Below are 20,418 nucleotides of genomic sequence, written 5' to 3' on the forward strand. Positions count from 1 at the left end.
TTATCTAACGTACTAACGCTTGCGTAATGCTTCAATAATCTGGTCTGACTCGGTTTCCCGAAAACCCATAGTTGAATAACTTCCGAGTCTCCACAAAACGCCCTTCACGCGTATCTGTTCCAAATACAACTGATATCAGTCTTTTACCATCACGTTCAGCTGTCCCCACAAAATGATATCCGGAATCTTCATCATACCCGGTCTTCAATCCGTCATTCCCATCATAAGCATACGGTCCACCAATAGAGGACAACATCCAGTTCGTGTTACTCATGTACATCCCTTTTTGGTGCATTGATACTTGCATTTGACTGGAGATTCTTAAAATCTCGGGATGGTTATTCAGCAGATATCGCGCAAGCTTGCATGCATCTATAGCCGTCATTAAGGTCTGCCCTTGTATATCCATCGGACGGTTAGGACCAAGCAGTTTTTCACTGAGGCCCGTTGAATTCGTGAATTGTGTATCCTCAGAAAGTCCAATCTGAGTTGCTTTGTGATTCATCTGTTGCACGAACTTCTGCTCTGTACCACTGATATGTTCAGCCAGAGCAACCGCTGCATCATTGGCTGAATAGACAGCTACGATCTCGAACAACTCCTGAACGGTGAACTGCTCTCCCTGTTTCAGGGTCAGTTGACTGCCCCCCACGGAGCTGGCATACAGACTCACATTAACAAGATCATTCCAGCCTATATCACCATTGATCACGGCCTCCATTACTAACAGTTCTGTCATCAACTTACTGACGCCTGCCGGAGCAATCTCTTCGGAGCCGTTAAAATCCATTAAGATCTGTTCAGAGTTCATATCCATTAATACCGCAGATTCAGCTTTAATTCCCGGTTTGCCTACCAGCATGTCCGGTTTCACACCCAAATATATAATAAGCAAGAGAGCCAGCAGCATACCTGCCCGTTTCCACCATTTTTTCATAAGATGATCACCTCTTACCTATATAGACGAAGTAAAGAGGCATTTTGTCTGCACTTTTTTGAAAAAAAGTTAAATTTTTTTTATTTTTTGGTTACAAAAAAAACATGAACCCCATACACCCATGCCAGAGTGTACAGAATCCATGTTTTTAAAGACACTTTTTATTCATTTTCCCAGGAGAATTTTTCATTAATAATCTAGCAACCGGCTTCTTAAAGGACCCCAATCCTTACAGCTGCTAATTTAAGAATGTTTTACTGAGCTACAACTGCTTTGTCTGCATTAACTTGCAGGTCGCTCAGGTAAACGCCTGTTCCATCACCAATCGCATAGTTCATTACACGTTTGTTAACGGGTGCTACAACTGCACGATACAGTGTAGGGAATACAGGAACTTCATCTACCATGTATTGTTGCCATTGATTGTAGATCTCTTTACGCTTGTCTACATCAAATGCTTCAGCAGAGATACCTTGTGCCAGCAATTTGTCATTCTCTTCGCTGGAGAATCTGGAGAAGTTGTAGAGTGCATCGCGGCCATACAGACCAGATGGATCTACGTCAATACCAACGCCCCATGCTGCTTGATACACATCAATTTTCGGATCATCTTTACCTGTGTTACCTACACGGTCATAGAAGCTGTTGAACTCAACCATTTCCAGGTTTACTTTCAAACCAATAGCTGCCCATGATTGAACATAATAACGAGCCAATGGTTCAGCTGTGTCGCCGCCAGTCATGGATACAAAGTTGATTTCGAGTGGTGTTCCATCCGGATTCGTACGGAATTCACCATCCAATTTATAACCAGCTTCGTCGAGCAATGCTTTCGCTGCTTCTGGATCATATGTTACACCCTTATTGTTGGAATCATGGAATTCTGGGTGAGATGGTGGAATCAAGGTTGTTGCATTCCAACGCAGGCCATTATAGAAACGTTTACCTACTTGATCGTTATCTACAGCCATCCACATGGCTTTACGCAAGTTTTTGTCGCCCATTTTTGCTTCGGCATTGCTTACAACTTTTCCGTTCTCTTCATCCCACGTACCCAGTTTGAAACCGATGTACGTATAAGCACGATCGATTGCGCCCAGGAATTCTACGTTGGACAGGTTAGCATTGTCTTTGTATTGATCTGTCGGGAATGCATCCACAAGATCTACCCCGCCAGATTTCAGTTCTTGAACAACCGTTGTCGGGTTGATAACTTTCAGAGTTACACCATCCAGTTTTGGAGCTCCACGCCAGTAATCATCGTTTTTAACAAAAGTTACAGACTCACCTGGAGTGATCACATCCACTTTAAATGGACCAAAACCAATTGGTTTTTCACGTACTTCTTTGGAAGAAGACATTTTAGCTACATCCATATCACCGAAGATATGTTTAGCCAGAGGATACGTCCATACGCCACCTGTCAGCAGGGACGGAGTAGATTCTTTATACGTAATGCTGATTTGTTTGTCGCTCAGCACTTTAATACCAGAGATTGTTTTTGCTTTTCCAGCATGATACTCGTCCATACCTACTACACTAGTGAAGTTGGAGTCGTAACGTGGACCATCATACGCTTTGTTACCGATCACTTCATAAGCAAACTGCAGATCTTCAGCCGTTACCGGCTTGCCATCATGCCAGTTTACATTGTCGCGAATGGTCAGTGTGAACGTTTTACCATCTTCGGAAGTCTCATATGTTGCAGCACCATCATTGGTGTACACATAGTCTTTATCCCAAGTCAGCAAACCTTCATCGAACCATTGAAGAACCTGTGCATCCGGGTTACCGGAATAGAAGTTAAAGTTCAGTGTACCTTCAAAAGCAGTATCCGATACAAGTCCGAATGTAATCGATCCACCCTCGATCGCAGTACCCTCATTCGTTTTGACATTGTTGAAGTCTTCAATGGAGTAAACGCCCTCTTCATTAGCAGGTTTTTCCTCCGTTTTTCCCTCTTCTGTGTTGGAAGCTGGAGCTGGAGTAGCTGCTTCTTTCTCAGAGCATGCTGCGAGCATCAATACAAAGACCAACATCATCGTAAAAAATAGTCCCCGTGAAAATAATCCCTTTTTCATGAACCTTTCCTCCCTTTTTTTAACCTCTTCTTTGTCTTGCATCAGTCGCACGCTTTAGGGCTTGACCGACATTATTTATACTCAACATCAATACGAGAATCAGTACCGATGCGGGTAGCCATATCCACCATCTGGATTCCAGGGTTTGCGGATTACGTGCATAACTTACGAGTGTTCCAAGACTAGGCGTACTTTCGGGAAAACCAAACCCGAGGAAAGACAGCCCGGATTCGAGGCCAATGTTGGCAGCGAGATTCAATGTCATCGTTACGATGATAATGGAACTCAGATTCGGAAGAACCTGTGAGAGCATAATCTTCAGATGAGATGAGCCCAATGTTTTTGAAGCTTTTACATAATCCAGTTCCCGTTCCTGTAATGCTTTGGAGCGAATCAACCTGGCGATACCCATCCAGAGAAATGCCGTCATGATTAGAGAGAACGAGATGATATTGTATTTCGGTACTGCCGTAACAAACGCGATAACAATCATCAACATCGGAAGGATCATGAAGAAATCAACAACACGCATAAACAGGTTGTCTATCATTCCACCGAAATAACCGGATAAAAGGCCAATTAAGATACCTATGAAGCCAGTCATTAACGTTACGATAATTCCAATGGTCAGGGAGTTACGTGTACCGATGACCAGTTGGCCAAATACATCACGACCTCCATAGTCCGTTCCAAGCCAATATTTCGCGGATGGTGGTTCATATAAGGCAAACAGATCCACGCGTACGATATCATCCTGATTCAGAATGAGAGACGTGCCATATACCAGCAACATGACCAAGCCCAAGAAAATGAGCGAGATTAGTGCCACCTTATCTCTGACAAGCTCCCTCCATAAAATACTCAAGCTGGAGGGGCTTTTATCAACCTTTTGTGAAGTTACAACTACCTCGTTGGCCTTGCTCATCTTGTTTTCACCCCGAAATCTTCAAGTTCTTACTTGATCCGTATACGTGGATCTACAATTCCTAGAATTATGTCAGACAGCAATGCCCCGAGAATGGAAGCTACGCCATACAACAATACGAGTGCAGTCACAACGCTGAAGTCACGCAATGAGATGGAACTCAGGAACAACTGCCCCATACCTGGATAACTGAATATACTTTCGATGAATACCGTACCTCCGATAAGCCCTGTAATCTCATATCCGAAGAACGCGGCGATAGGTAATAGTGAGTTCCTCAAGATATGCCTGTTGTAGATCCGGGATTCCGAGGCGCCTTTGGCTCTGGCAGTAATAACGAATTCCTTATGCTTGATATCAATGATTTCACTACGTAAATATTGAACCGTAGATACCGTTGTAATTAGTGCCATGGATAATGCCGGCAATAATAGATGATAGAACTTACTCATTACGTAGCTGAATGTGCCTGGTGTAAGACCCGGCGCAACGCTACCTCCTGTCGGGAACCAGCCGAAGTGGAATCCGAAGATCCATACCATCACCAGTGCGAAGATGAACAATGGTGCGGCAAACCCCAGGTAAGTGTATCCCGTGATCAACCGATCAGACCAGGTATCGTTGTAACGACCACTGATGATACCCAGTGGAATAGCGATCAGGTAAGTCAGTACAAGTGTCGCCAGTGCGAGCCAGAATGTATTTGCTACACGCTGACCGATCAAGTCGGTAACCGGCATTTTGAAACGGAAGGATTGCCCAAAATCACCTTGGATGGCGTTTTTGATCCAGTCCCAATATTGCACGTACCAGGGATTATTCAATCCTAGTCTCTCTCGCTGCGCTTCCAATGCTTTGGGATCAACGCTTGGATCAAGCAATCCCGTTAGTGCATCGCCCGGCATGGCTTTGGCCATCAGAAAGACCAAAAGACTAAGTAAAAAGATCTGAGGGATCATTATGATAATTCTGCGTACTATCGTTTTCCACATATGGCCTTCAACCTTTCTGAGGTAGAGCTACTCGGTGAGTATCGGAAATGGATTTGAGCGAGTATGCAAGCCCTTCCTCATCAAAGAAATTTCGGTATGAATGTTCATACTCGGATTTGACCTGTTGACGGAAGGCTACCATTTCCTCTCGTTTGGTTGGGTCCATATCCGGAATGGCTGCAATGAGACGTTTGGTATAGATGTGTTGCTGATTCTCAAAAATATCATTTGTTGTGCCCTGTTCCACATATCGACCTTTATACATAATCCCAATCTGATCACACATATGACGGATGATGCCCAGATCGTGACTGATGAACAGATAGGTCAGATTTAATTCTTTTTGAATTTCCTGCATGAAGTTGAGTACCTGAGCTTGTACCGATACATCGAGTGCAGATACAGGTTCATCCGCGATAATTAGTTTCGGCTTCAGTGCAATAGCCCGTGCAATGCCAATCCGTTGACGCTGTCCGCCGGAGAATTCATGCGGATATTTGTAGATTGATTCCGGACTCAGGCCAACCTTTTCAAGTAATTCTCTTACTTGTCTTTTCTCCTCGGTAGCTGTCAGACGCTCATAGTTACGAAACGGCTCAGCGATAATATCGATAACCCGCTTCTTTGGATTCAGTGATGAATATGGGTCTTGAAAAATCATTTGAACATCCCGCTGGAGTTGCCTGTTCTTACGTCGCTCTGTAGCCAGATTTTTGCCGTTAAACAGAATCTTTCCGTCAGTGACATGGTTTAGCCCAATAATGGCTCTGCCTGTTGTTGTCTTACCTGAACCTGATTCGCCAACCAGACCATAGGTCTGTCCTTCTTCAATGGAGAAGCTAACATCATCAACAGCCTTTACACTGCCAATTTCCCGTTTAAGCAATCCACCGCGAATCGGAAAGTGTATCTTGAGCCCTTCTACTTCGAGTAATGCCATTATGTTATTCCTCCTCAGCTTTGGTCAGGGAAATGAAAGTGCTGGTAACAGGTACACCGTACAAAGTGACCTGGTGCAATTTCATGCATCTGTGGGTTCTCTTCATGAGCCGATTCACTAATCCATGGAATTCGGGCTTTGAATCTGCACCCTTTGCGAGGAAGATTTTTGAGTGATGGTACGATGCCTTGGATGACATGTAATTTGGATCTTTCTTCAGACAGGGTGGGAATAGAGTTCAACAATGAGCGGGTATATGGATGCTTCGCATCGTTCATCAATGTGAAGATATCTGCGATTTCAACAATTTCGCCTGCATACATAACTGCAACGCGATCAGCCATCTCAGCTACGACACCCAGATCATGTGTAATCAGAATAATGCCTGCGTTAATTTCATTCTTCAGATCACGGATCAGCTCCAGAATCTGTAGTTGAATCGTAACGTCAAGCGCCGTCGTTGGTTCATCGGCTATGAGTAGTTCCGGTTTGTTGGCAATCGCAATGGCAATAACAATTCTCTGTCTCATACCACCAGATAGTTCGTGGGGATACTGCTTGTATATTTGTTCGGGACGTGGAATCCCTACCTGATTCAATAAGTGAATGACCTTTTCTCTCTTCTCTCTGGAAGACAGCTTGGACTGATGAAGTGTGAGAATCTCTTCAATCTGTTCACCAATAATCATTAGAGGATTTAGTGCGGACAATGGGTCCTGAAAAATCATGCCCATTTCTTTGCCGCGTAGCTTGTTTAACTTGCTTGGGGAGATGTTGGCAATATCTTGTCCTTTATAGAGGATCTGGCCTTCGATCTTTGCTTTGTTATGCAAACCCATAAGAGAGAATGCAAAAGCACTTTTACCTGACCCGGATTCACCTACAATTGCCAACACTTCATTTTTCTTCACCGTAAGGTTAACGTGATCCACTGCTGCATAATAGTCATCTTCAATTCTGAATGATGTTGTTAGATTTCTGACTTCCAATAGCTCTGTATTCAAATCAATCACCCTAACCCCATAATTTCCGTAGATTGTATTCGTGTGTAGAGAAATGCATCCACTGTATATTTCCAAGTTCTTGAAGATAACGAACAATAGCTTATACAAAATACCAAATTGTTAGGAGAAACAAGTTTAAGAGACTTATATTTAGACCATTGGTCAATTAATGTTGATAATTCCTAGCGGAATTATATATCAAAATAATTAATGTAATCATACGTGTAATTTTAGCTAACGTCAATGCTTATTTTGAGATTTTTGGTATAAATGTTTTTTATACTACAGATTTGGATATTAGTAATACTATAAAGGCATATAGCAGGAATTTTGAGAGGTATTATCTTGGTTTTGGCTGTGAGGTGAACATAGGCAATTAGCCGATATAACATATACATAACATAATAGTTACATTTAGTGTATGTGTATGCTTTGATTTAAGTAGACATTCTTAATTTTGCGTGAGGTAAATGTTACATATATGAGTGATGATTATATCTCGATCTATAGCTGAATTTTATTGAACCCGGAGCCGTTATGCTTACAATTGAAATAATATGTGCGATCAAAGTAAAAAATCTAGTTAATCTAGTATAGTTTTATTTATTTGCTAATGTAAAGACCAAATTGTCATCTTTTATCATTTATTTTACAAAAGAAAGAAAAAAGCCCTGCAAAATGCAGAGCTTATCTAATAATTATTCATTTAAGTGTATATATAACACCTTTTACTGAGAGTCAGGAGGTCTTTTACCACGTTTTAACTCATTAATACTCAAACCAAAATCCATCTGCAAGTGAGGATAGTCCGGAAAGTTTGCCCAATCTCCACCCCAAGTGAAACCTAACTCTTTGGCGAGATCCACAACTTCCATCCAGTCTGCCTTGCCATTGCCGTTATCATCCCGTTCCATATCCCACACCACATCACCCTCAGGCGTCCTCAATGCAAAATCAATTGCTAATCCGTAGTTATGATATGACTCACCACCACGTGCATTAGTAACGATATTGCCTGCGCTTGAGCGTCCTTGGTTGAATAGTGCATCTTGCTCCTCGGAACTTCGGTAACCGTGGGTGATAACAATCGCTATTCCACGTCTCGCTGCCTTACGTACCAATAATTTCTCATTCTCTGCAACCACAGGATGTAGGCCGGTGATTGGCAGAGCTTCTTGGATTGTTGTCCCAGGCCACATGTTATCTATATCACCTTTTTGCTGTAACCACACATATATAATAGAAAGTAAAAGAGTAGCTATAATCCAGTTTTTCAGACTCTTTTTTCTCTGTTTGCCTTTACGTTTTGATGTATTCATATCCACTCCTGGTGTTTATTCTGAAATAAACAGCTATTTCTGCTGCCTGAACCTTTTCAGTAGATTAGACTCTATTATAATTCATTTGAGCCTTGAATGCTTCTATCACCACAGTATTGAATTGTTCCAATTGTTAGAGTGGAACTGTTATTTCTATTACTTCTATTAATATATACAAAAAAGCAGCCGGCTATAAGCCGACTGCTTCGTATGCAAGCTGAGTAAAAACTACTCAGTTGTGTATGGCAATAATGCGATTTGACGGGAGCGTTTGATTGCAATCGTCAGCATGCGTTGATATTTAGCGCTAGTACCTGTTACACGGCGTGGCAAAATTTTTCCACGTTCGCTGATAAATTTACGAAGCAAGTCCGTATCTTTATAATCGATGTGAGTAATTTTGTTAGCTGTGAAGAAGCACACTTTACGACGTTTATTACGGCCGCCACGACGTGCCGGTCTTTTATCGTTGTCTCCGCCTTCTCTTTGCTTGAAGCCCATGCTTTTCAGTCCTTTCCTATCATGTAACCCATATCTCCTAAGAGTATCAGTTCATGTTAAAATGGCAAATCATCATCCGATATATCAATCGGTTTTCCGTCATCGGAAAAAGGATCCTGATTGTTGCTACGCGAATTATTGTTATTGTTCGCGCGTCCGCCGCCTCCATAAGAAGGCTCTTCACGCATTGGTTGCCCACCGCCGCCACCGCTATTATCACGGTTAGCTGACTCCAAGAAACGGACATTATCGGCAATGACTTCGGTCACGTATACACGTTTTCCTTCGTTATTCTCGTAGTTCCGTACTTGAATGCGTCCTTCGACTGCAGCCAGGCGTCCTTTGCGCAAGTAGTTCGCACAGGTCTCGGCAAGCTGTCTCCAGGTTACGACCGGAATGAAATCGGCTTCCTTTTCTCCCCCTTGGCTTGTAAACGGTCTGTCCACTGCCAAAGTAAATTGCGTAACTGCTACTCCTGCTGGAGTGTAACGCAACTCAGGATCCCGGGTTAACCGTCCGATCAGAATGACACGGTTCAACAATGTAATCCCCTCCTTCAGAGCGTATTGGTGCGTTAATCACGAGTAGTCTTAAGCAGACTTAACGTCGTTGGTAATGAGATAACGAATTACTTCGTCAGAAATCTTCATGAGACGCTCAAGTTCAGTTACAACTGCTGGTTCAGCAGTGAAATGTACCAGAACATAAAAACCATCACGGAATTTCTTGATCTCATACGCAAGACGGCGTTTACCCATAACGTCGTGAGCTGTAACTTCACCACCGCCGTTGGAGATGATGCCTTGGAATTTATCGACTGTAGCTTGAACAACTTCTTGCTCAATGTCAGGACGAATAATGTACATCACTTCATATTTGCGCATAATTTTCACCTCCTTATGGACTCTGGCCCTCAATCTAGGTTGAGAGCAAGGAACGAGCACAAACTCGAACTATATTAATATAACAAATACCGAGTCAAAGTGCAAGCAAACGTTCCCTGTACATATTGGCACATGATCAGCCCGGCTATGGAGCACACTACAGAAGCAACAAAGTAACATAATCTGCAGAGGAGGTTTTATCATGGGTGAAAAAACCGAGTTTGAACCAGGAGACAAAGCCCCAAACGATGGAGAGTACACGGAAGTTGGGGAAAAAAGCTTTGTCACGGAAATTCAGAACCCAAAGCGGGTAACGCTGCAAAAAGGTGAAGCTTTTCCCGAAACAAGCAATCATAATCGTAAGTGGAAGAAGCTGACCAAAGCCCGCGTCCATTAATCGCAATACTTTTTTACGATCCATGTATATAAAACGGAATAAAGCACATAATACAATCAGGCGGTGCACGAGAGAGGTGTGGTTCCGTTGGACAACGAAGCCGATCATTCGCTGTTGGAGATTCATCACGTAATTTAAGAAGCAAGTGGTTATGTGTAGTAAGGCCCTTCGTCTGAAGCACGCGTATTGCTACGTGCAGTACACCAAGTGTCTGATTGTTACGACCGATTGTTTCCTAACAAACAAATGCACCGCCGGATAAAGAGCCCTTCGGGGCTCTTTATTTTTCGTTTGAGTCATCAATGATGCATCTGATATAGATACGTGTTCAATACATATTCAATAAACCGTTATACAAAAAAAGACTTTCCTAATGGAAAGTCTTCTTATCGATCTTTTTATTAAACTCAATGTGTATTGAGTAAGTTACAATTGAAGTGGCGGAAAGGGTGGGATTCGAACCCACGCACGCTGTGACACGCCTAACTGATTTCGAGTCAGCCCCCTTGGGCCTCTTGGGTACCTTTCCGCAGCAATATTGATTATAGCATGATCACTTACAGAACGCAACACTCATACGGAGCCTGCATGTAAACGTTATTACGCATACTGCATACCGAATTATTGCTAGCTCAGGATTCAGTGGAATCTTCGGCTGAACGCAGTACCTTCTTCATGTTTTTCTCGAATTTCGCTCTTGGAATCAACACGCTGTGTTTACATCCGACACACTTAATCCGAATATCCATACCCATACGAATGATCTCCATCTCATTGCTGCCACAGGGATGCTGCTTCTTCATCTGCACGATATCCCCAAGCTGGAAACTTTTACGCTCCACCTGTGCCATCCCCCTCATCTTTCTCCAAAGCTACTGCCTGTTCCAATACGGCTTGATTGCTCATCTCATGATACTCCAGCGTTTTCTTCACATCGCCCTGAATCTGACGTTCCACCGAAGCACGAGAGTTAGGCATACATTCAGCCACAATTCGCACCACATACTCTGATGTGGACATCGACTGTATACCGAGCACATCCGGCACCTTCACAATATTTAGGTCACGCTCTTCAATCCCAACCAAAGACTTTTTCACCAGATGTACTGACTCATCGAGACTTAAGTCCGCCTTCATCGGAATATCCACTACAGCCAGCGAATTCGACATGGAGTAGTTCGTTACACTTGCAATCGCCCCGTTTGGGATAATGTGCACTTCGCCTTGCCAACTGACCAGTTTCGTTGTTCTAAGTCCGATCACTTCAACCGTTCCCTTGTAGGTTCCCGTCTGAATAACATCCCCCACAGCGAACTGGTCCTCCAATATAATGAAGAAACCGGTAATAACATCCTTGACCAGACCCTGTGCACCAAAACCAATGGCAAGCCCGAGCACACCAGCACTCGCGAGTAGCGGTCCAACTTGGATATTGATCTCAGATAACAGTAGCAGAATCATAATAAAATTACATGTTATGGAGGTCGCATTTTTCAACAGTTCCCCTACGGTTACGAACCTGCGCGGATTCACGCGAATCTTGCCTTCCTGCTTGCGTGCCATGGAACGATCTATAATTCGATAGACCACCTTAATGACAATACGGGTGATGATAAAAATAATGATAATCCGGATTGAGCTGAACATGATGTTAAGCCACATATCGGGATCAGCAATTTTGTTCCAGACTTTATCCGTCCAACGAAGGGCTTCATTTACAGCACCAGCAGCACTGGTCTCTTCCCCTTGAGCAAACTGAAATGACAACATTCATCATGCCTCCTCTACATCGGTATGTTATCATAGCTGTCTTCTGTTTTGAAATAGAGGCCTCGGATCTCTACAAACTCGTTACGAATGATCTTCTGTACTCGCTCCAGATCCTCTTTTGGAAACTGAATACATAGCGCACACCCTGCTGTAATTTCTTTTGGTGTAGGGAACAAATCAATCTCTATCTCAGCAAACTCCAGCAGCATTTCAGCACGCAGTGCCTGCTGGGTTGAATCAAACGCAATCAGCATCCAATCGTTAATCCATTCGTCCATATCCGGCTCCTTTCGCCATACGTTCAACCCTAGAGAAAAAGCTTGTCCTCGTGAAGTATAAAACGCTCTACCTTTCCATATACTGTTACTACTATTCCAAGGGAAAGGATAGATCCTATGAATCCTACTTCGCGTTCCTTTTCATCACAAGACATGACCAGTTTGAAAATCCCCCATACCGATCCAGGTATTCACTCGGCCATTACCCATCGTTTAATGTTCCATCTCTATAAAGCCCATTCTCTGCAAAATGTAGTGATTGTCTGCATCGGCACAGATCGCTCAACAGGCGACTGCCTTGGTCCTCTGGTCGGATCAGCCCTTTCCAAGTGGGACAGCCCTTTATTCCATCTATATGGTACCTTGGATGAACCAGTCCATGCGATGAACCTGCAAGATACACTTCACAACATACAGAAAACACACCATAACCCTTATGTGATTGGCATTGATGCCTGTCTCGGACAATCGTCCAGTGTGGGATGCATTCAAGTTGTGAATGGTCCACTCAAGCCGGGGGCGGGGGTAAATAAAGAATTACCGCCGGTCGGCGATATCCATCTGACAGGTATCGTTAACGTCGGCGGCTTTATGGAATACTTTGTTCTACAGAACACACGGCTCAGTCTTGTTATGCGCATGTCCGAGATTATTTCCAGCAGTCTATACTCGGCCATTCGGGAATGGCATACACGTTCTACTCTGCTTGCTGTGCCAGAGTAATAGCTTCCTTTTCCTCTGGGGACAGAGTATACGTGGACTCTCCCCCTTTAAGAGGTTTGGCATATACGTAAGAACCGTCACGGTTATATATTCCCGTAAGGATCATGCCATCCTGGCTATCGTTAATCATGGCCATTGAGAAGCTCAGATCACTGCCACGCTCTCCATATGCATTGTACCTTTTCACGCCAACTTTACCTTGAATGCGGGTCAGCTTTTGCATGACAACTTGCAGCTGATTCGTTTGCAGTTTGTGTTCATCCTCAATGCTGTCCATCTGAATTTTCAGATTAATCAGCAACGATTCCAGGTCCTCTACTCCACTGCCAGCCATCATGGCTTCATATTTACGTTTAAACTTTCGTAACTTTGCCCCTTGAACAATACTCACAATAAGCAAGATCACCGTAAGTAATGCCATTCCGCCAATAATCCATAACAGCTGTTCCAGAATCAGCTCGTTTAATTCAGCCATGTAATTGCAACTACCCCTCTATATTTTTGATCAGATTAACGTCTGTCCTGTAATATTATCATTTATTATAAATCAACCCGATATCCGTAAGCTTAATCAAGCAACCCTGTATCAAATGAGTTCATCATTTCAACTCTAATCTAGTCTGCCCCAGTCAATTCCAACACTGCCTTAACGAGTGCTTCCACATGTTCTCTAGTTGAATTGTACCCCACACTGGCCCTTACTGCTCCGGTAGCGGTTGTACCAGCAGATTCGTGTGCAAGCGGTGTGCAATGAAAACCGGAGCGAACCGCAATCCCATAATTCCGATCTAAACGGAAGGCCAGTTGTGCTGAATCATACCCTTCTACAGTAAAAGATACTAATCCAGTGCGTGGCTGTCCAATCTCTGGACCAAGCATTCGAATGCCCTTAACGGATGACAGCCCATCCATTATATGTTGGGTCAGTTCCCACTCATGTTGGTAGATGAACGCGGGTGTCATCTCAAGTACATGTTTCACACCCGCATTCAGCCCTGCGATCCCGACTGTATTCGGCGTCCCCGCTTCATACCGATCAGGACGCACCTTTGGCTGCTCTACAGCTTCTGACTGACTTCCTGTTCCTCCATGAAGTAAAGGCTCTATATCGAGCTCTGGAGCAATGTACAAGCCCCCTGTACCCTGAGGACCAAGCAGTCCTTTATGCCCTGGAAAAGCCAACATATCTATGCCCAATTGTTGTACACTCACAGGCATAACCCCAGCACTCTGAGCCGCATCTACCAATAAGATCGCCTGATGTTTACGACATAGGAGCGAAATTTCTCCAATAGGAAGAATACTGCCAAGCAGATTCGAACTATGTGTACATACCACCAATCTGGTATTGGAACGAAACATACGTTCCATTTGCATCAGATCAATGGCTCCCGAAGCATCAACAGGTACATAATCAATCTCCACATTTCGGAGTCTGCGCATATACTCTAGTGGTCGTCTGACTGAGTTATGTTCAGCCATGGTGGCAATCACATGGTCGCCCTCTCTGAGCGAGCCTTGAATCGCCAGATTCAGTGCTTCTGTCGTATTTGATCCGAATGCAATATCATTCGCATTTTTGATTCCAAAAATATTGGATATGGATTTTCTCGCCTCGAACAATACACGACTTGCCTGAACAGCCATACGGTGACTTCCTCTGCCAGGATTGGCTCCGGCAATCTCCAATGCACTCAACATCGCATCACCGACAGCAGGTGGTTTGGGCCAAGATGTTGCTGCATGATCTAGATAGATAACTCCCTCCACCTCACAACCACCTCTGTCCCATAAATTAATAATTCGCCTGCACATATTGCACATATAACCCTATAAACAAAGAATGACATATCGTTTCTCCATGGTACAGAGGCGATATGTCATGACATGAGTAAGCCCCGCATGTTGTTAATGAATCTTAGACCCGACTGTTATTGTAACAATTCCAATAGCCGTTCCAGATCCTGTTGACTGTAGTAGTTGAGCTCAATTTTACCTTTATCTTTATTGTGCTTGATTTTCACTGTGGTTTTGAAACGTTCACGAAGAGATTCTTCCAATGTATCAATGAATGGATCTTTCTTTTTTAACTTCGATTTGGCTTTAGCCTCACCTGTTTTGGAGCGATCCAGTTGTTGAACAGCTTCCTCCAACTCACGTACACTCCATTGCTGATCAATGGTCTGTTTGGCAAGTTGCTTCACTATAACCTCGTCTTTAACACCCACGATCGCACGTGCATGTCCCATAGATAATGTTCCACGTGAAACATGGTCTTTTACTTCTTCGGGCAATGATAACAGACGCAAGAAGTTAGCAATGTGAGAACGTGATTTACCTACTTTTACAGACAACTCTTCCTGAGTCAACGCGAATTGATCCATTAACCCCTGATAAGCAACTGCAACTTCCATGGCGTTCAGATTCTCCCGTTGCAGGTTCTCGATCAACGCAATCTCCATTACCTGCTGATCACTGAAGTTGCGGACTACAGCCGGTACCGTGGCATTACCACAATATTGCGAAGCTCTGAACCGTCGTTCTCCGGCGATAATCTCATAACCTCGTAATACAGGACGAACAATAATGGGTTGTATGACACCATGCTGACGAATTGACTCAGCCAGTTCATGTATTGCGCCCTCATCAAATACTTTACGTGGTTGATAGGGGTTAGCCCGCAGTTGACTAATCGGGATTTCTACGACTTTATCATCGTCATTAATTGAAAGCGAAGGAATGAGGGCATCAAGGCCTTTTCCAAGCCGCTTACTCATAAGAAATCACTTCCTTTGCGAGCTCTAAATACACTTCCGCCCCTCTTGAACGAGGGTCATACGTAATAATGGATTGACCATGAGATGGTGCTTCACTAAGTCGTACGTTACGCGGAATAATCGTTTGATATACTTTTTGTTGAAAATACTTTTTCACTTCTTCAATAACCTGAATCCCCAGATTGGTCCGCGCATCAAACATCGTCAGCAATACCCCTTCAATCTGCAGGGATGTATTCAGATGTTTCTGTACCAGACGAACTGTATTGAGCAACTGACTCAATCCTTCAAGTGCATAATACTCACACTGAATCGGAATGATCACCGAATCGGAAGCAGTCAACGAATTGATCGTTAACATACCAAGAGATGGTGGACAATCGATCAGTATGTAATCATAGTTTTTTTTCACCATGGCGAGTGATTTTTTCAGGCGAACTTCCCGTGATATCGTGGACACCAATTCGATCTCGGCTCCGGCAAGCTGAATCGTTGCAGGTATGATATGAAGGCCTTCAATCTGAGTCTCCAAAATTGCTTCTTGAGGAGGAACCTCATTAATAATGACATCATATATACAATTAGCCACATCTGCTTTATTGATTCCGACTCCGCTGGTTGTATTCCCCTGAGGGTCAATATCGACAAGCAATACTCTTTTCCCGAGTGAAGCCAGTCCTGCACCCAAGTTAACAGATGTCGTCGTTTTCCCCACACCGCCCTTTTGATTTGCTACGGCCATAATCTTAGACAATTACTTCACCTCAAATAAAATAGGAGTCTTTTCTGTAGGTTGTGAGATATTGTTAACAAAAAGCAGGCGGCTATCGTCCACACAAACAACAACTACCGTTCCATCAATATACCGTTCTTTAAAAATGTCTGACCTAACTTGCTTTATAGACATAAAAAGCGGCCCATTGCCGCCATAAGCTTCAATTATTTGCGTTTTGGAATATGGATAACGATCTCATAATGATCCTCATGGTCTGCTTCTTTTGTTTTGATGTCCAGACCAGAGCCAGTTACCATATCAATGGATTGGCGAATTGTATTAAGTGCAAGCCTTACATCCTTGGTAAAGGAAACACGTCTAGATTTTTTAATCTTGGAAGATTCCTTGTAGAAGGCAACACGTGCCTCTGTCTGTTTCACATTCAATTCTTTTTCGATAATCTCACCGAGCAACTTCATCTGCAGTTCTTCCGTATCCAGAGAAAGTAATGCTCTTGCATGCCGTTCAGAAATTTTGCGTTCCATCAATGCGGCCTTAATGCCGTCCGGGAGCTGTAACAACCGAATTTTGTTCGCGATGGTTGACTGGCTTTTGCCGAGTCGTTGTGCCAGACTTTCTTGTGTCAATTGATGCAAGTCGATCAGCTTCTGATAAGCGACAGCTTCCTCAATGGAAGTCAATCCTTCACGCTGCAAGTTCTCAATCAGTGCAATGGATGCGGCCTGAGAGTCGTTGAATTCACGCACAATAGCCGGAATCGTATCCAAACCCAATTTTCGAACTGCACGCCAGCGACGTTCCCCGGCAATAATCTCATATGATCCATTTCGCACGCGAACGACAATAGGCTGAATTACACCATGTGTTTTGATCGTCTGCAACAACTCATCAATTTTATCATCATCAAAAATAGTACGGGGTTGATATGGGCTGCTCACAATTTCATTAACCGGAATCTGTTTGATCTCATCTCCGTTATTGCGCTCCGCCAAACCAAACAACTTCGAAAATTGTTCTTTCATTCCGCAGATTACCACCTAGTTTCGTAATAGCTCCCACAGTCTTTGCAGGTGCTTCTTATTCAATAAGCGACCTTTCACATGCATCGTTCTTGGAATAAGTTTTGCCTTTCATAACGCTTTCTGTCATGCAACATCGAACGCATATCCATCTATCTATACATATAATCTATGATCGCTGTGACCCAGGATCGGATACTTCTATTCTATCATCTTTTCTATCATAATCCTATGCTTACCTATTCTTTAAACTCTGCTAATTTTCCTGCTTTTTCTTTGTGAATATTGGAAATATGACGACTTGCACACATTCAATTAATGAAATTGTTCATGAGTTACTGTGCGTGAAATTCATCATTACAGGTTCTTTAAAAGATATGTAATACGAAGTATCTGTAATGTTGATCCAGTCCTCCATTTCAGAAAACAAAAAAAAGAGAATGTTTCACGTGAAACATCCTCTTTATCCATGTCTAAAATTCTATTTTTGTTTTGACTTACTTCAAAACCATCACGCAACTATATCAGCGGAGTCTTCATTGGAGTACCTGGTTTACGCGGATACTTATATGGTGTCTTATCAAATTTCTGAATCAGAATGATGTGACGCTCTGATTCTTCAACCGGCAGCTGGAAAGGATGAACGGCCTTAACCCGTCCTTTCAGCTGATTGAAGCTGAACTCCGCTTCCTTCATTTCTTCACGCGGATCTCCGCCCTTCATGGCAGCGAATATTCCACTTTTACGAACAAACGGAAGACAGAATTCATTCAGCACAGCCAGCTTGGCTACTGCACGCGCCGTAACGAGATCGTAGCTATCACGATACCCTTCTTTGCGTCCAATCTCTTCAGCACGTCCATGGACCAATTCCACATCAGTCAGGCCAAGGATATCTACCACATGCTGTAGAAAGCCAATACGTTTATTTAATGAATCAATGATCGTAAGCTTAATATGCGGGAAACAGATCTTCAGTGGCAATCCAGGAAAACCCGCTCCAGATCCAATGTCAGCAAGCTTATTCACTTTGGTCATGTCAGTATAAAAAGCCAGCGATACCGAATCATAGAAATGTTTTGTATACACTTGCTCCCGATCCGTTATACCCGTCAGATTCATCTTTTCATTCCAGGATACCAGTTCCTGATAATACAGTTCGAATTGCTCCAATTGGAGTTCTCCCAGCTCTAATCCATGTTTCTTTAAGCGCCGCTGCAGTTGCTGTTGAATATCGTCCATTATTGTCCCCTTGCTGCGGTTACACGGTTATAATGCTCCAGGTAGACCAGCAGAATAGAGATGTCGGCAGGAGTAACTCCAGCAATACGAGAAGCCTGACCAATCGAGATTGGACGAATCGTAGCGAGCTTCTGTTTGGCTTCCATAGCAAGACCATGAATCTCATCATATACGATAGTGTCCGGAATTTTCTTTTTCTCCATCTTTTGCAAACGTTCCACGTGGATCAATTGTTTCTCAATATAACCCGCATATTTAATTTGTATTTCCACTTGTTCTTTCATATCTGCTGTCAGTTCTACCTCAGATGGTGAGAGCTGTTCAATCAGTTCATACCCAAGCTCCGGGCGACGCAGCAAGGTAAGCAACGTACTGCCATCCTGAATAGGTGTAGATCCGTACTCTTCCAGCTTGGCATTCACCTCAACCGGGCGAGCTTTAGCCACTTTCAGACGTGCAACTTCCTGCTCGACTTTCGCCTTTTTATCCAGGAATTTCGCATAACGCTCTTCAGGGATCAGGCCAATGTCATGTCCGATTTCCGTCAAACGCATATCTGCATTATCATGGCGAAGCAACAGACGATATTCAGCGCGTGAAGTCAACAGACGATACGGTTCATTTGTACCCTTTGTTACCAAATCATCAATTAACACGCCAATATAACCTTGGGAACGATCAAGTATTACCGGCTCTTTCCCCTGTACTTTGAGTGCAGCGTTGATTCCAGCCATAACACCTTGTCCTGCTGCTTCTTCATAGCCGGAGGTACCATTAATCTGACCCGCCGTAAACAGACCTGGTAGACGTTTAGTTTCCAGTGATGGCCACAATTGTGTAGGCACCATTGCATCGTATTCAATCGCATAACCATTACGCATCATTTCCACTTTTTCCATACCTGGAATTGAACGCAGCATAGCCAGTTGAACGTCTTCTGGCATACTCGTAGACAACCCCTGTACGTAATACTCGGATGTGTTCTTGCCTTCCGGCTCAAGGAATATCTGATGTTTCGGCTTGTCGCTGAAACGAACAATTTTATCTTCAATGGAAGGGCAATAACGTGGTCCGGTTCCTTCAATTAGCCCCGAGAACATCGGAGCACGATGCAGATTATCATTAATAATCTGATGTGTATCCACAGATGTATACGTCAACCAGCAAGGCAACTGCTCATTATCGGAAGATTCTGTTTCATAGGAAAAGAACTTCGGCTTGTCATCGCCAGGCTGAATTTCGGTTTTGCTAAAATCAATCGTATCCTTATGCACACGTGGTGGTGTCCCCGTTTTGAAGCGAACCAGATCAAAGCCCAGTTCACGCAGATTCTCTGACAATTTAAGAGAGGGTTGTTGATTGTTCGGTCCACTCTCATACATCAACTCGCCCATAATTACTTTACCGCGCAAGTATGTGCCTGTTGTCAGAACGACCGCTTTGGCCCGATACTCTGTTCCGGTCTGAGTCACAACGCCTACACATTTTCCGTCTTCAACGATCAGTGAATCAACCATACCCTGACGCATCGTCAGATTACGTTCATTCTCCATTGTTTCCTTCATTTTATGCTGGTAAGAGAATTTATCTGCCTGAGCACGAAGCGCGTGAACAGCAGGCCCTTTACCCGTGTTAAGCATCCGCATCTGAATAAAGGTTTTATCGATATTCCGTCCCATTTCTCCACCAAGTGCATCAATCTCACGGACAACATGTCCTTTAGCCGGTCCCCCAATAGATGGGTTACAAGGCATAAAAGCCACCATGTCCAGATTGATCGTAATCATTAGTGTTTTGGACCCCATACGAGCTGCGGCCAGCGCGGATTCCACACCAGCATGTCCTGCACCAACGACGATTACATCATAACTGCCGCCATCAAAAGCCATTCCC

At 43.6% G+C, this 20,418-nt stretch carries 22 protein-coding genes and 1 tRNA gene; 2 read left to right on the plus strand and 21 right to left on the minus strand.

Annotated features, from left to right (window positions below; translation table 11 throughout):
- Window positions 1-31 precede the first annotated feature (31 nt).
- The 10 genes from C161_RS18285 to rpsF form a co-directional block, all read right to left on the minus strand.
- Complete coding sequence (locus C161_RS18285) at window positions 32-937, minus strand: D-alanyl-D-alanine carboxypeptidase family protein (RefSeq protein ID WP_036671873.1); 906 nt, start codon at window positions 935-937, stop codon at window positions 32-34.
- A 254-nt stretch (window positions 938-1,191) separates the two neighbouring features.
- Window positions 1,192-3,018, minus strand: coding sequence for an oligopeptide ABC transporter substrate-binding protein (locus C161_RS18290; RefSeq protein WP_036671874.1), 1,827 nt, complete (start codon window positions 3,016-3,018; stop codon window positions 1,192-1,194).
- A 19-nt stretch (window positions 3,019-3,037) separates the two neighbouring features.
- The gene (locus C161_RS18295) at window positions 3,038-3,943 is read right to left on the minus strand and encodes an ABC transporter permease (protein ID WP_036611941.1); all 906 of its coding nucleotides are present in this window, start codon (window positions 3,941-3,943) and stop codon (window positions 3,038-3,040) included.
- A gap of 29 nt (window positions 3,944-3,972) precedes the next feature.
- Entirely contained in the window at window positions 3,973-4,935 is a 963-nt protein-coding gene (gene opp4B, locus C161_RS18300; protein ID WP_036611942.1) for an oligopeptide ABC transporter permease, read from the minus strand.
- A 7-nt stretch (window positions 4,936-4,942) separates the two neighbouring features.
- On the minus strand, window positions 4,943-5,875 hold the full coding sequence (locus C161_RS18305) for an ABC transporter ATP-binding protein (protein WP_036671876.1): 933 nt from the start codon (window positions 5,873-5,875) through the stop codon (window positions 4,943-4,945).
- Between the two features lie 14 nt (window positions 5,876-5,889).
- Window positions 5,890-6,879 carry an ABC transporter ATP-binding protein gene (locus C161_RS18310; protein ID WP_036671916.1) on the minus strand — a complete coding sequence of 330 codons (990 nt, stop codon included), beginning with the start codon at window positions 6,877-6,879 and terminating at the stop codon, window positions 5,890-5,892.
- A gap of 728 nt (window positions 6,880-7,607) precedes the next feature.
- The gene (locus C161_RS18315) at window positions 7,608-8,198 is read right to left on the minus strand and encodes a M15 family metallopeptidase (RefSeq protein ID WP_051449800.1); all 591 of its coding nucleotides are present in this window, start codon (window positions 8,196-8,198) and stop codon (window positions 7,608-7,610) included.
- A gap of 228 nt (window positions 8,199-8,426) precedes the next feature.
- Window positions 8,427-8,699 (minus strand): 30S ribosomal protein S18, encoded by a 273-nt coding sequence (gene rpsR / locus C161_RS18320; RefSeq protein WP_017691433.1) that lies wholly within the window; start codon window positions 8,697-8,699, stop codon window positions 8,427-8,429.
- A gap of 56 nt (window positions 8,700-8,755) precedes the next feature.
- The gene (gene ssb / locus C161_RS18325; protein ID WP_017691432.1) at window positions 8,756-9,241 is read right to left on the minus strand and encodes a single-stranded DNA-binding protein; all 486 of its coding nucleotides are present in this window, start codon (window positions 9,239-9,241) and stop codon (window positions 8,756-8,758) included.
- 48 nt (window positions 9,242-9,289) lie between these two features.
- A complete protein-coding gene (gene rpsF / locus C161_RS18330; protein ID WP_036611944.1) occupies window positions 9,290-9,583 on the minus strand; it encodes a 30S ribosomal protein S6 in 294 nt (97 codons plus the stop codon).
- A gap of 202 nt (window positions 9,584-9,785) precedes the next feature.
- On the opposite strand from rpsF, the gene C161_RS18335 reads away from it, so the two are divergent.
- A complete protein-coding gene (locus tag C161_RS18335) occupies window positions 9,786-9,980 on the plus strand; it encodes a YjzC family protein (protein WP_036671877.1) in 195 nt (64 codons plus the stop codon).
- Between the two features lie 438 nt (window positions 9,981-10,418).
- On the opposite strand, the gene C161_RS18340 is transcribed toward C161_RS18335, so the two are convergent.
- The 4 genes from C161_RS18340 to C161_RS18355 form a co-directional block, all read right to left on the minus strand.
- Window positions 10,419-10,509: transfer RNA gene (locus C161_RS18340), tRNA-Ser, on the minus strand.
- 103 nt (window positions 10,510-10,612) lie between these two features.
- Window positions 10,613-10,822 carry a DUF951 domain-containing protein gene (locus C161_RS18345; protein ID WP_036611950.1) on the minus strand — a complete coding sequence of 70 codons (210 nt, stop codon included), beginning with the start codon at window positions 10,820-10,822 and terminating at the stop codon, window positions 10,613-10,615.
- Complete coding sequence (locus C161_RS18350) at window positions 10,812-11,750, minus strand: mechanosensitive ion channel family protein (protein WP_036671878.1); 939 nt, start codon at window positions 11,748-11,750, stop codon at window positions 10,812-10,814. Before C161_RS18350 ends, C161_RS18345 begins: the two co-directional genes overlap by 11 nt.
- A gap of 14 nt (window positions 11,751-11,764) precedes the next feature.
- A complete protein-coding gene (locus C161_RS18355) occupies window positions 11,765-12,004 on the minus strand; it encodes a DUF3343 domain-containing protein (protein WP_174806453.1) in 240 nt (79 codons plus the stop codon).
- Between the two features lie 141 nt (window positions 12,005-12,145).
- Between C161_RS18355 and yyaC the strand changes: the two genes are divergently transcribed.
- Window positions 12,146-12,751 carry a spore protease YyaC gene (gene yyaC / locus C161_RS18360; protein ID WP_036611957.1) on the plus strand — a complete coding sequence of 202 codons (606 nt, stop codon included), beginning with the start codon at window positions 12,146-12,148 and terminating at the stop codon, window positions 12,749-12,751.
- Here yyaC and C161_RS18365 read toward each other — a convergent pair.
- The 7 genes from C161_RS18365 to mnmG all read right to left on the minus strand — a co-directional run bounded on the left by C161_RS18365 (window position 12,726) and on the right by mnmG (window position 20,414).
- The gene (locus tag C161_RS18365) at window positions 12,726-13,226 is read right to left on the minus strand and encodes a DUF4446 family protein (protein ID WP_036671879.1); all 501 of its coding nucleotides are present in this window, start codon (window positions 13,224-13,226) and stop codon (window positions 12,726-12,728) included. The genes yyaC and C161_RS18365 overlap by 26 nt on opposite strands.
- Window positions 13,227-13,366: 140 nt before the next feature.
- Window positions 13,367-14,521 carry an aminotransferase class V-fold PLP-dependent enzyme gene (locus tag C161_RS18370; protein ID WP_036671880.1) on the minus strand — a complete coding sequence of 385 codons (1,155 nt, stop codon included), beginning with the start codon at window positions 14,519-14,521 and terminating at the stop codon, window positions 13,367-13,369.
- Between the two features lie 161 nt (window positions 14,522-14,682).
- Entirely contained in the window at window positions 14,683-15,528 is an 846-nt protein-coding gene (locus C161_RS18375; protein WP_036611964.1) for a ParB/RepB/Spo0J family partition protein, read from the minus strand.
- A complete protein-coding gene (locus tag C161_RS18380) occupies window positions 15,521-16,282 on the minus strand; it encodes a ParA family protein (RefSeq protein ID WP_036611966.1) in 762 nt (253 codons plus the stop codon). The genes C161_RS18375 and C161_RS18380 overlap by 8 nt, the downstream gene beginning before the upstream one ends.
- 185 nt (window positions 16,283-16,467) lie before the next feature.
- Window positions 16,468-17,286, minus strand: coding sequence for a nucleoid occlusion protein (gene noc, locus C161_RS18385; protein ID WP_036611968.1), 819 nt, complete (start codon window positions 17,284-17,286; stop codon window positions 16,468-16,470).
- Window positions 17,287-17,802: 516 nt separating this feature from the next.
- Window positions 17,803-18,525: a 16S rRNA (guanine(527)-N(7))-methyltransferase RsmG gene (gene rsmG / locus C161_RS18390; RefSeq protein ID WP_036611970.1), complete on the minus strand. Its 723-nt coding sequence runs from the start codon at window positions 18,523-18,525 to the stop codon at window positions 17,803-17,805.
- Complete coding sequence (gene mnmG, locus C161_RS18395; protein WP_036611972.1) at window positions 18,525-20,414, minus strand: tRNA uridine-5-carboxymethylaminomethyl(34) synthesis enzyme MnmG; 1,890 nt, start codon at window positions 20,412-20,414, stop codon at window positions 18,525-18,527. Before mnmG ends, rsmG begins: the two co-directional genes overlap by 1 nt.
- Window positions 20,415-20,418 lie beyond the last annotated feature (4 nt).

The organism is Paenibacillus sp. FSL R5-192, assembly GCF_000517845.1.
Classification (GTDB): domain Bacteria; phylum Bacillota; class Bacilli; order Paenibacillales; family Paenibacillaceae; genus Paenibacillus; species Paenibacillus amylolyticus.

What these genes read in the sequence shown, in the direction of transcription:
- C161_RS18285 (WP_036671873.1), bottom strand. Translation starts at nt 937, where the DNA reads ATGAAAAAATGGTGGAAACGGGCAGGTATGCTGCTGGCTCTCTTGCTT.
- C161_RS18290 (WP_036671874.1), bottom strand. Translation starts at nt 3,018, where the DNA reads ATGAAAAAGGGATTATTTTCACGGGGACTATTTTTTACGATGATGTTG.
- C161_RS18295 (WP_036611941.1), bottom strand. Translation starts at nt 3,943, where the DNA reads ATGAGCAAGGCCAACGAGGTAGTTGTAACTTCACAAAAGGTTGATAAA.
- opp4B (WP_036611942.1), bottom strand. Translation starts at nt 4,935, where the DNA reads ATGTGGAAAACGATAGTACGCAGAATTATCATAATGATCCCTCAGATC.
- C161_RS18305 (WP_036671876.1), bottom strand. Translation starts at nt 5,875, where the DNA reads ATGGCATTACTCGAAGTAGAAGGGCTCAAGATACACTTTCCGATTCGC.
- C161_RS18315 (WP_051449800.1), bottom strand. Translation starts at nt 8,198, where the DNA reads ATGAATACATCAAAACGTAAAGGCAAACAGAGAAAAAAGAGTCTGAAA.
- rpsR (WP_017691433.1), bottom strand. Translation starts at nt 8,699, where the DNA reads ATGGGCTTCAAGCAAAGAGAAGGCGGAGACAACGATAAAAGACCGGCA.
- rpsF (WP_036611944.1), bottom strand. Translation starts at nt 9,583, where the DNA reads ATGCGCAAATATGAAGTGATGTACATTATTCGTCCTGACATTGAGCAA.
- C161_RS18335 (WP_036671877.1), top strand. Translation starts at nt 9,786, where the DNA reads ATGGGTGAAAAAACCGAGTTTGAACCAGGAGACAAAGCCCCAAACGAT.
- C161_RS18350 (WP_036671878.1), bottom strand. Translation starts at nt 11,750, where the DNA reads ATGTTGTCATTTCAGTTTGCTCAAGGGGAAGAGACCAGTGCTGCTGGT.
- C161_RS18355 (WP_174806453.1), bottom strand. Translation starts at nt 12,004, where the DNA reads ATGCTGATTGCGTTTGATTCAACCCAGCAGGCACTGCGTGCTGAAATG.
- yyaC (WP_036611957.1), top strand. Translation starts at nt 12,146, where the DNA reads ATGAATCCTACTTCGCGTTCCTTTTCATCACAAGACATGACCAGTTTG.
- C161_RS18365 (WP_036671879.1), bottom strand. Translation starts at nt 13,226, where the DNA reads ATGGCTGAATTAAACGAGCTGATTCTGGAACAGCTGTTATGGATTATT.
- C161_RS18375 (WP_036611964.1), bottom strand. Translation starts at nt 15,528, where the DNA reads ATGAGTAAGCGGCTTGGAAAAGGCCTTGATGCCCTCATTCCTTCGCTT.
- noc (WP_036611968.1), bottom strand. Translation starts at nt 17,286, where the DNA reads ATGAAAGAACAATTTTCGAAGTTGTTTGGTTTGGCGGAGCGCAATAAC.
- rsmG (WP_036611970.1), bottom strand. Translation starts at nt 18,525, where the DNA reads ATGGACGATATTCAACAGCAACTGCAGCGGCGCTTAAAGAAACATGGA.
- mnmG (WP_036611972.1), bottom strand. Translation starts at nt 20,414, where the DNA reads ATGGCTTTTGATGGCGGCAGTTATGATGTAATCGTCGTTGGTGCAGGA.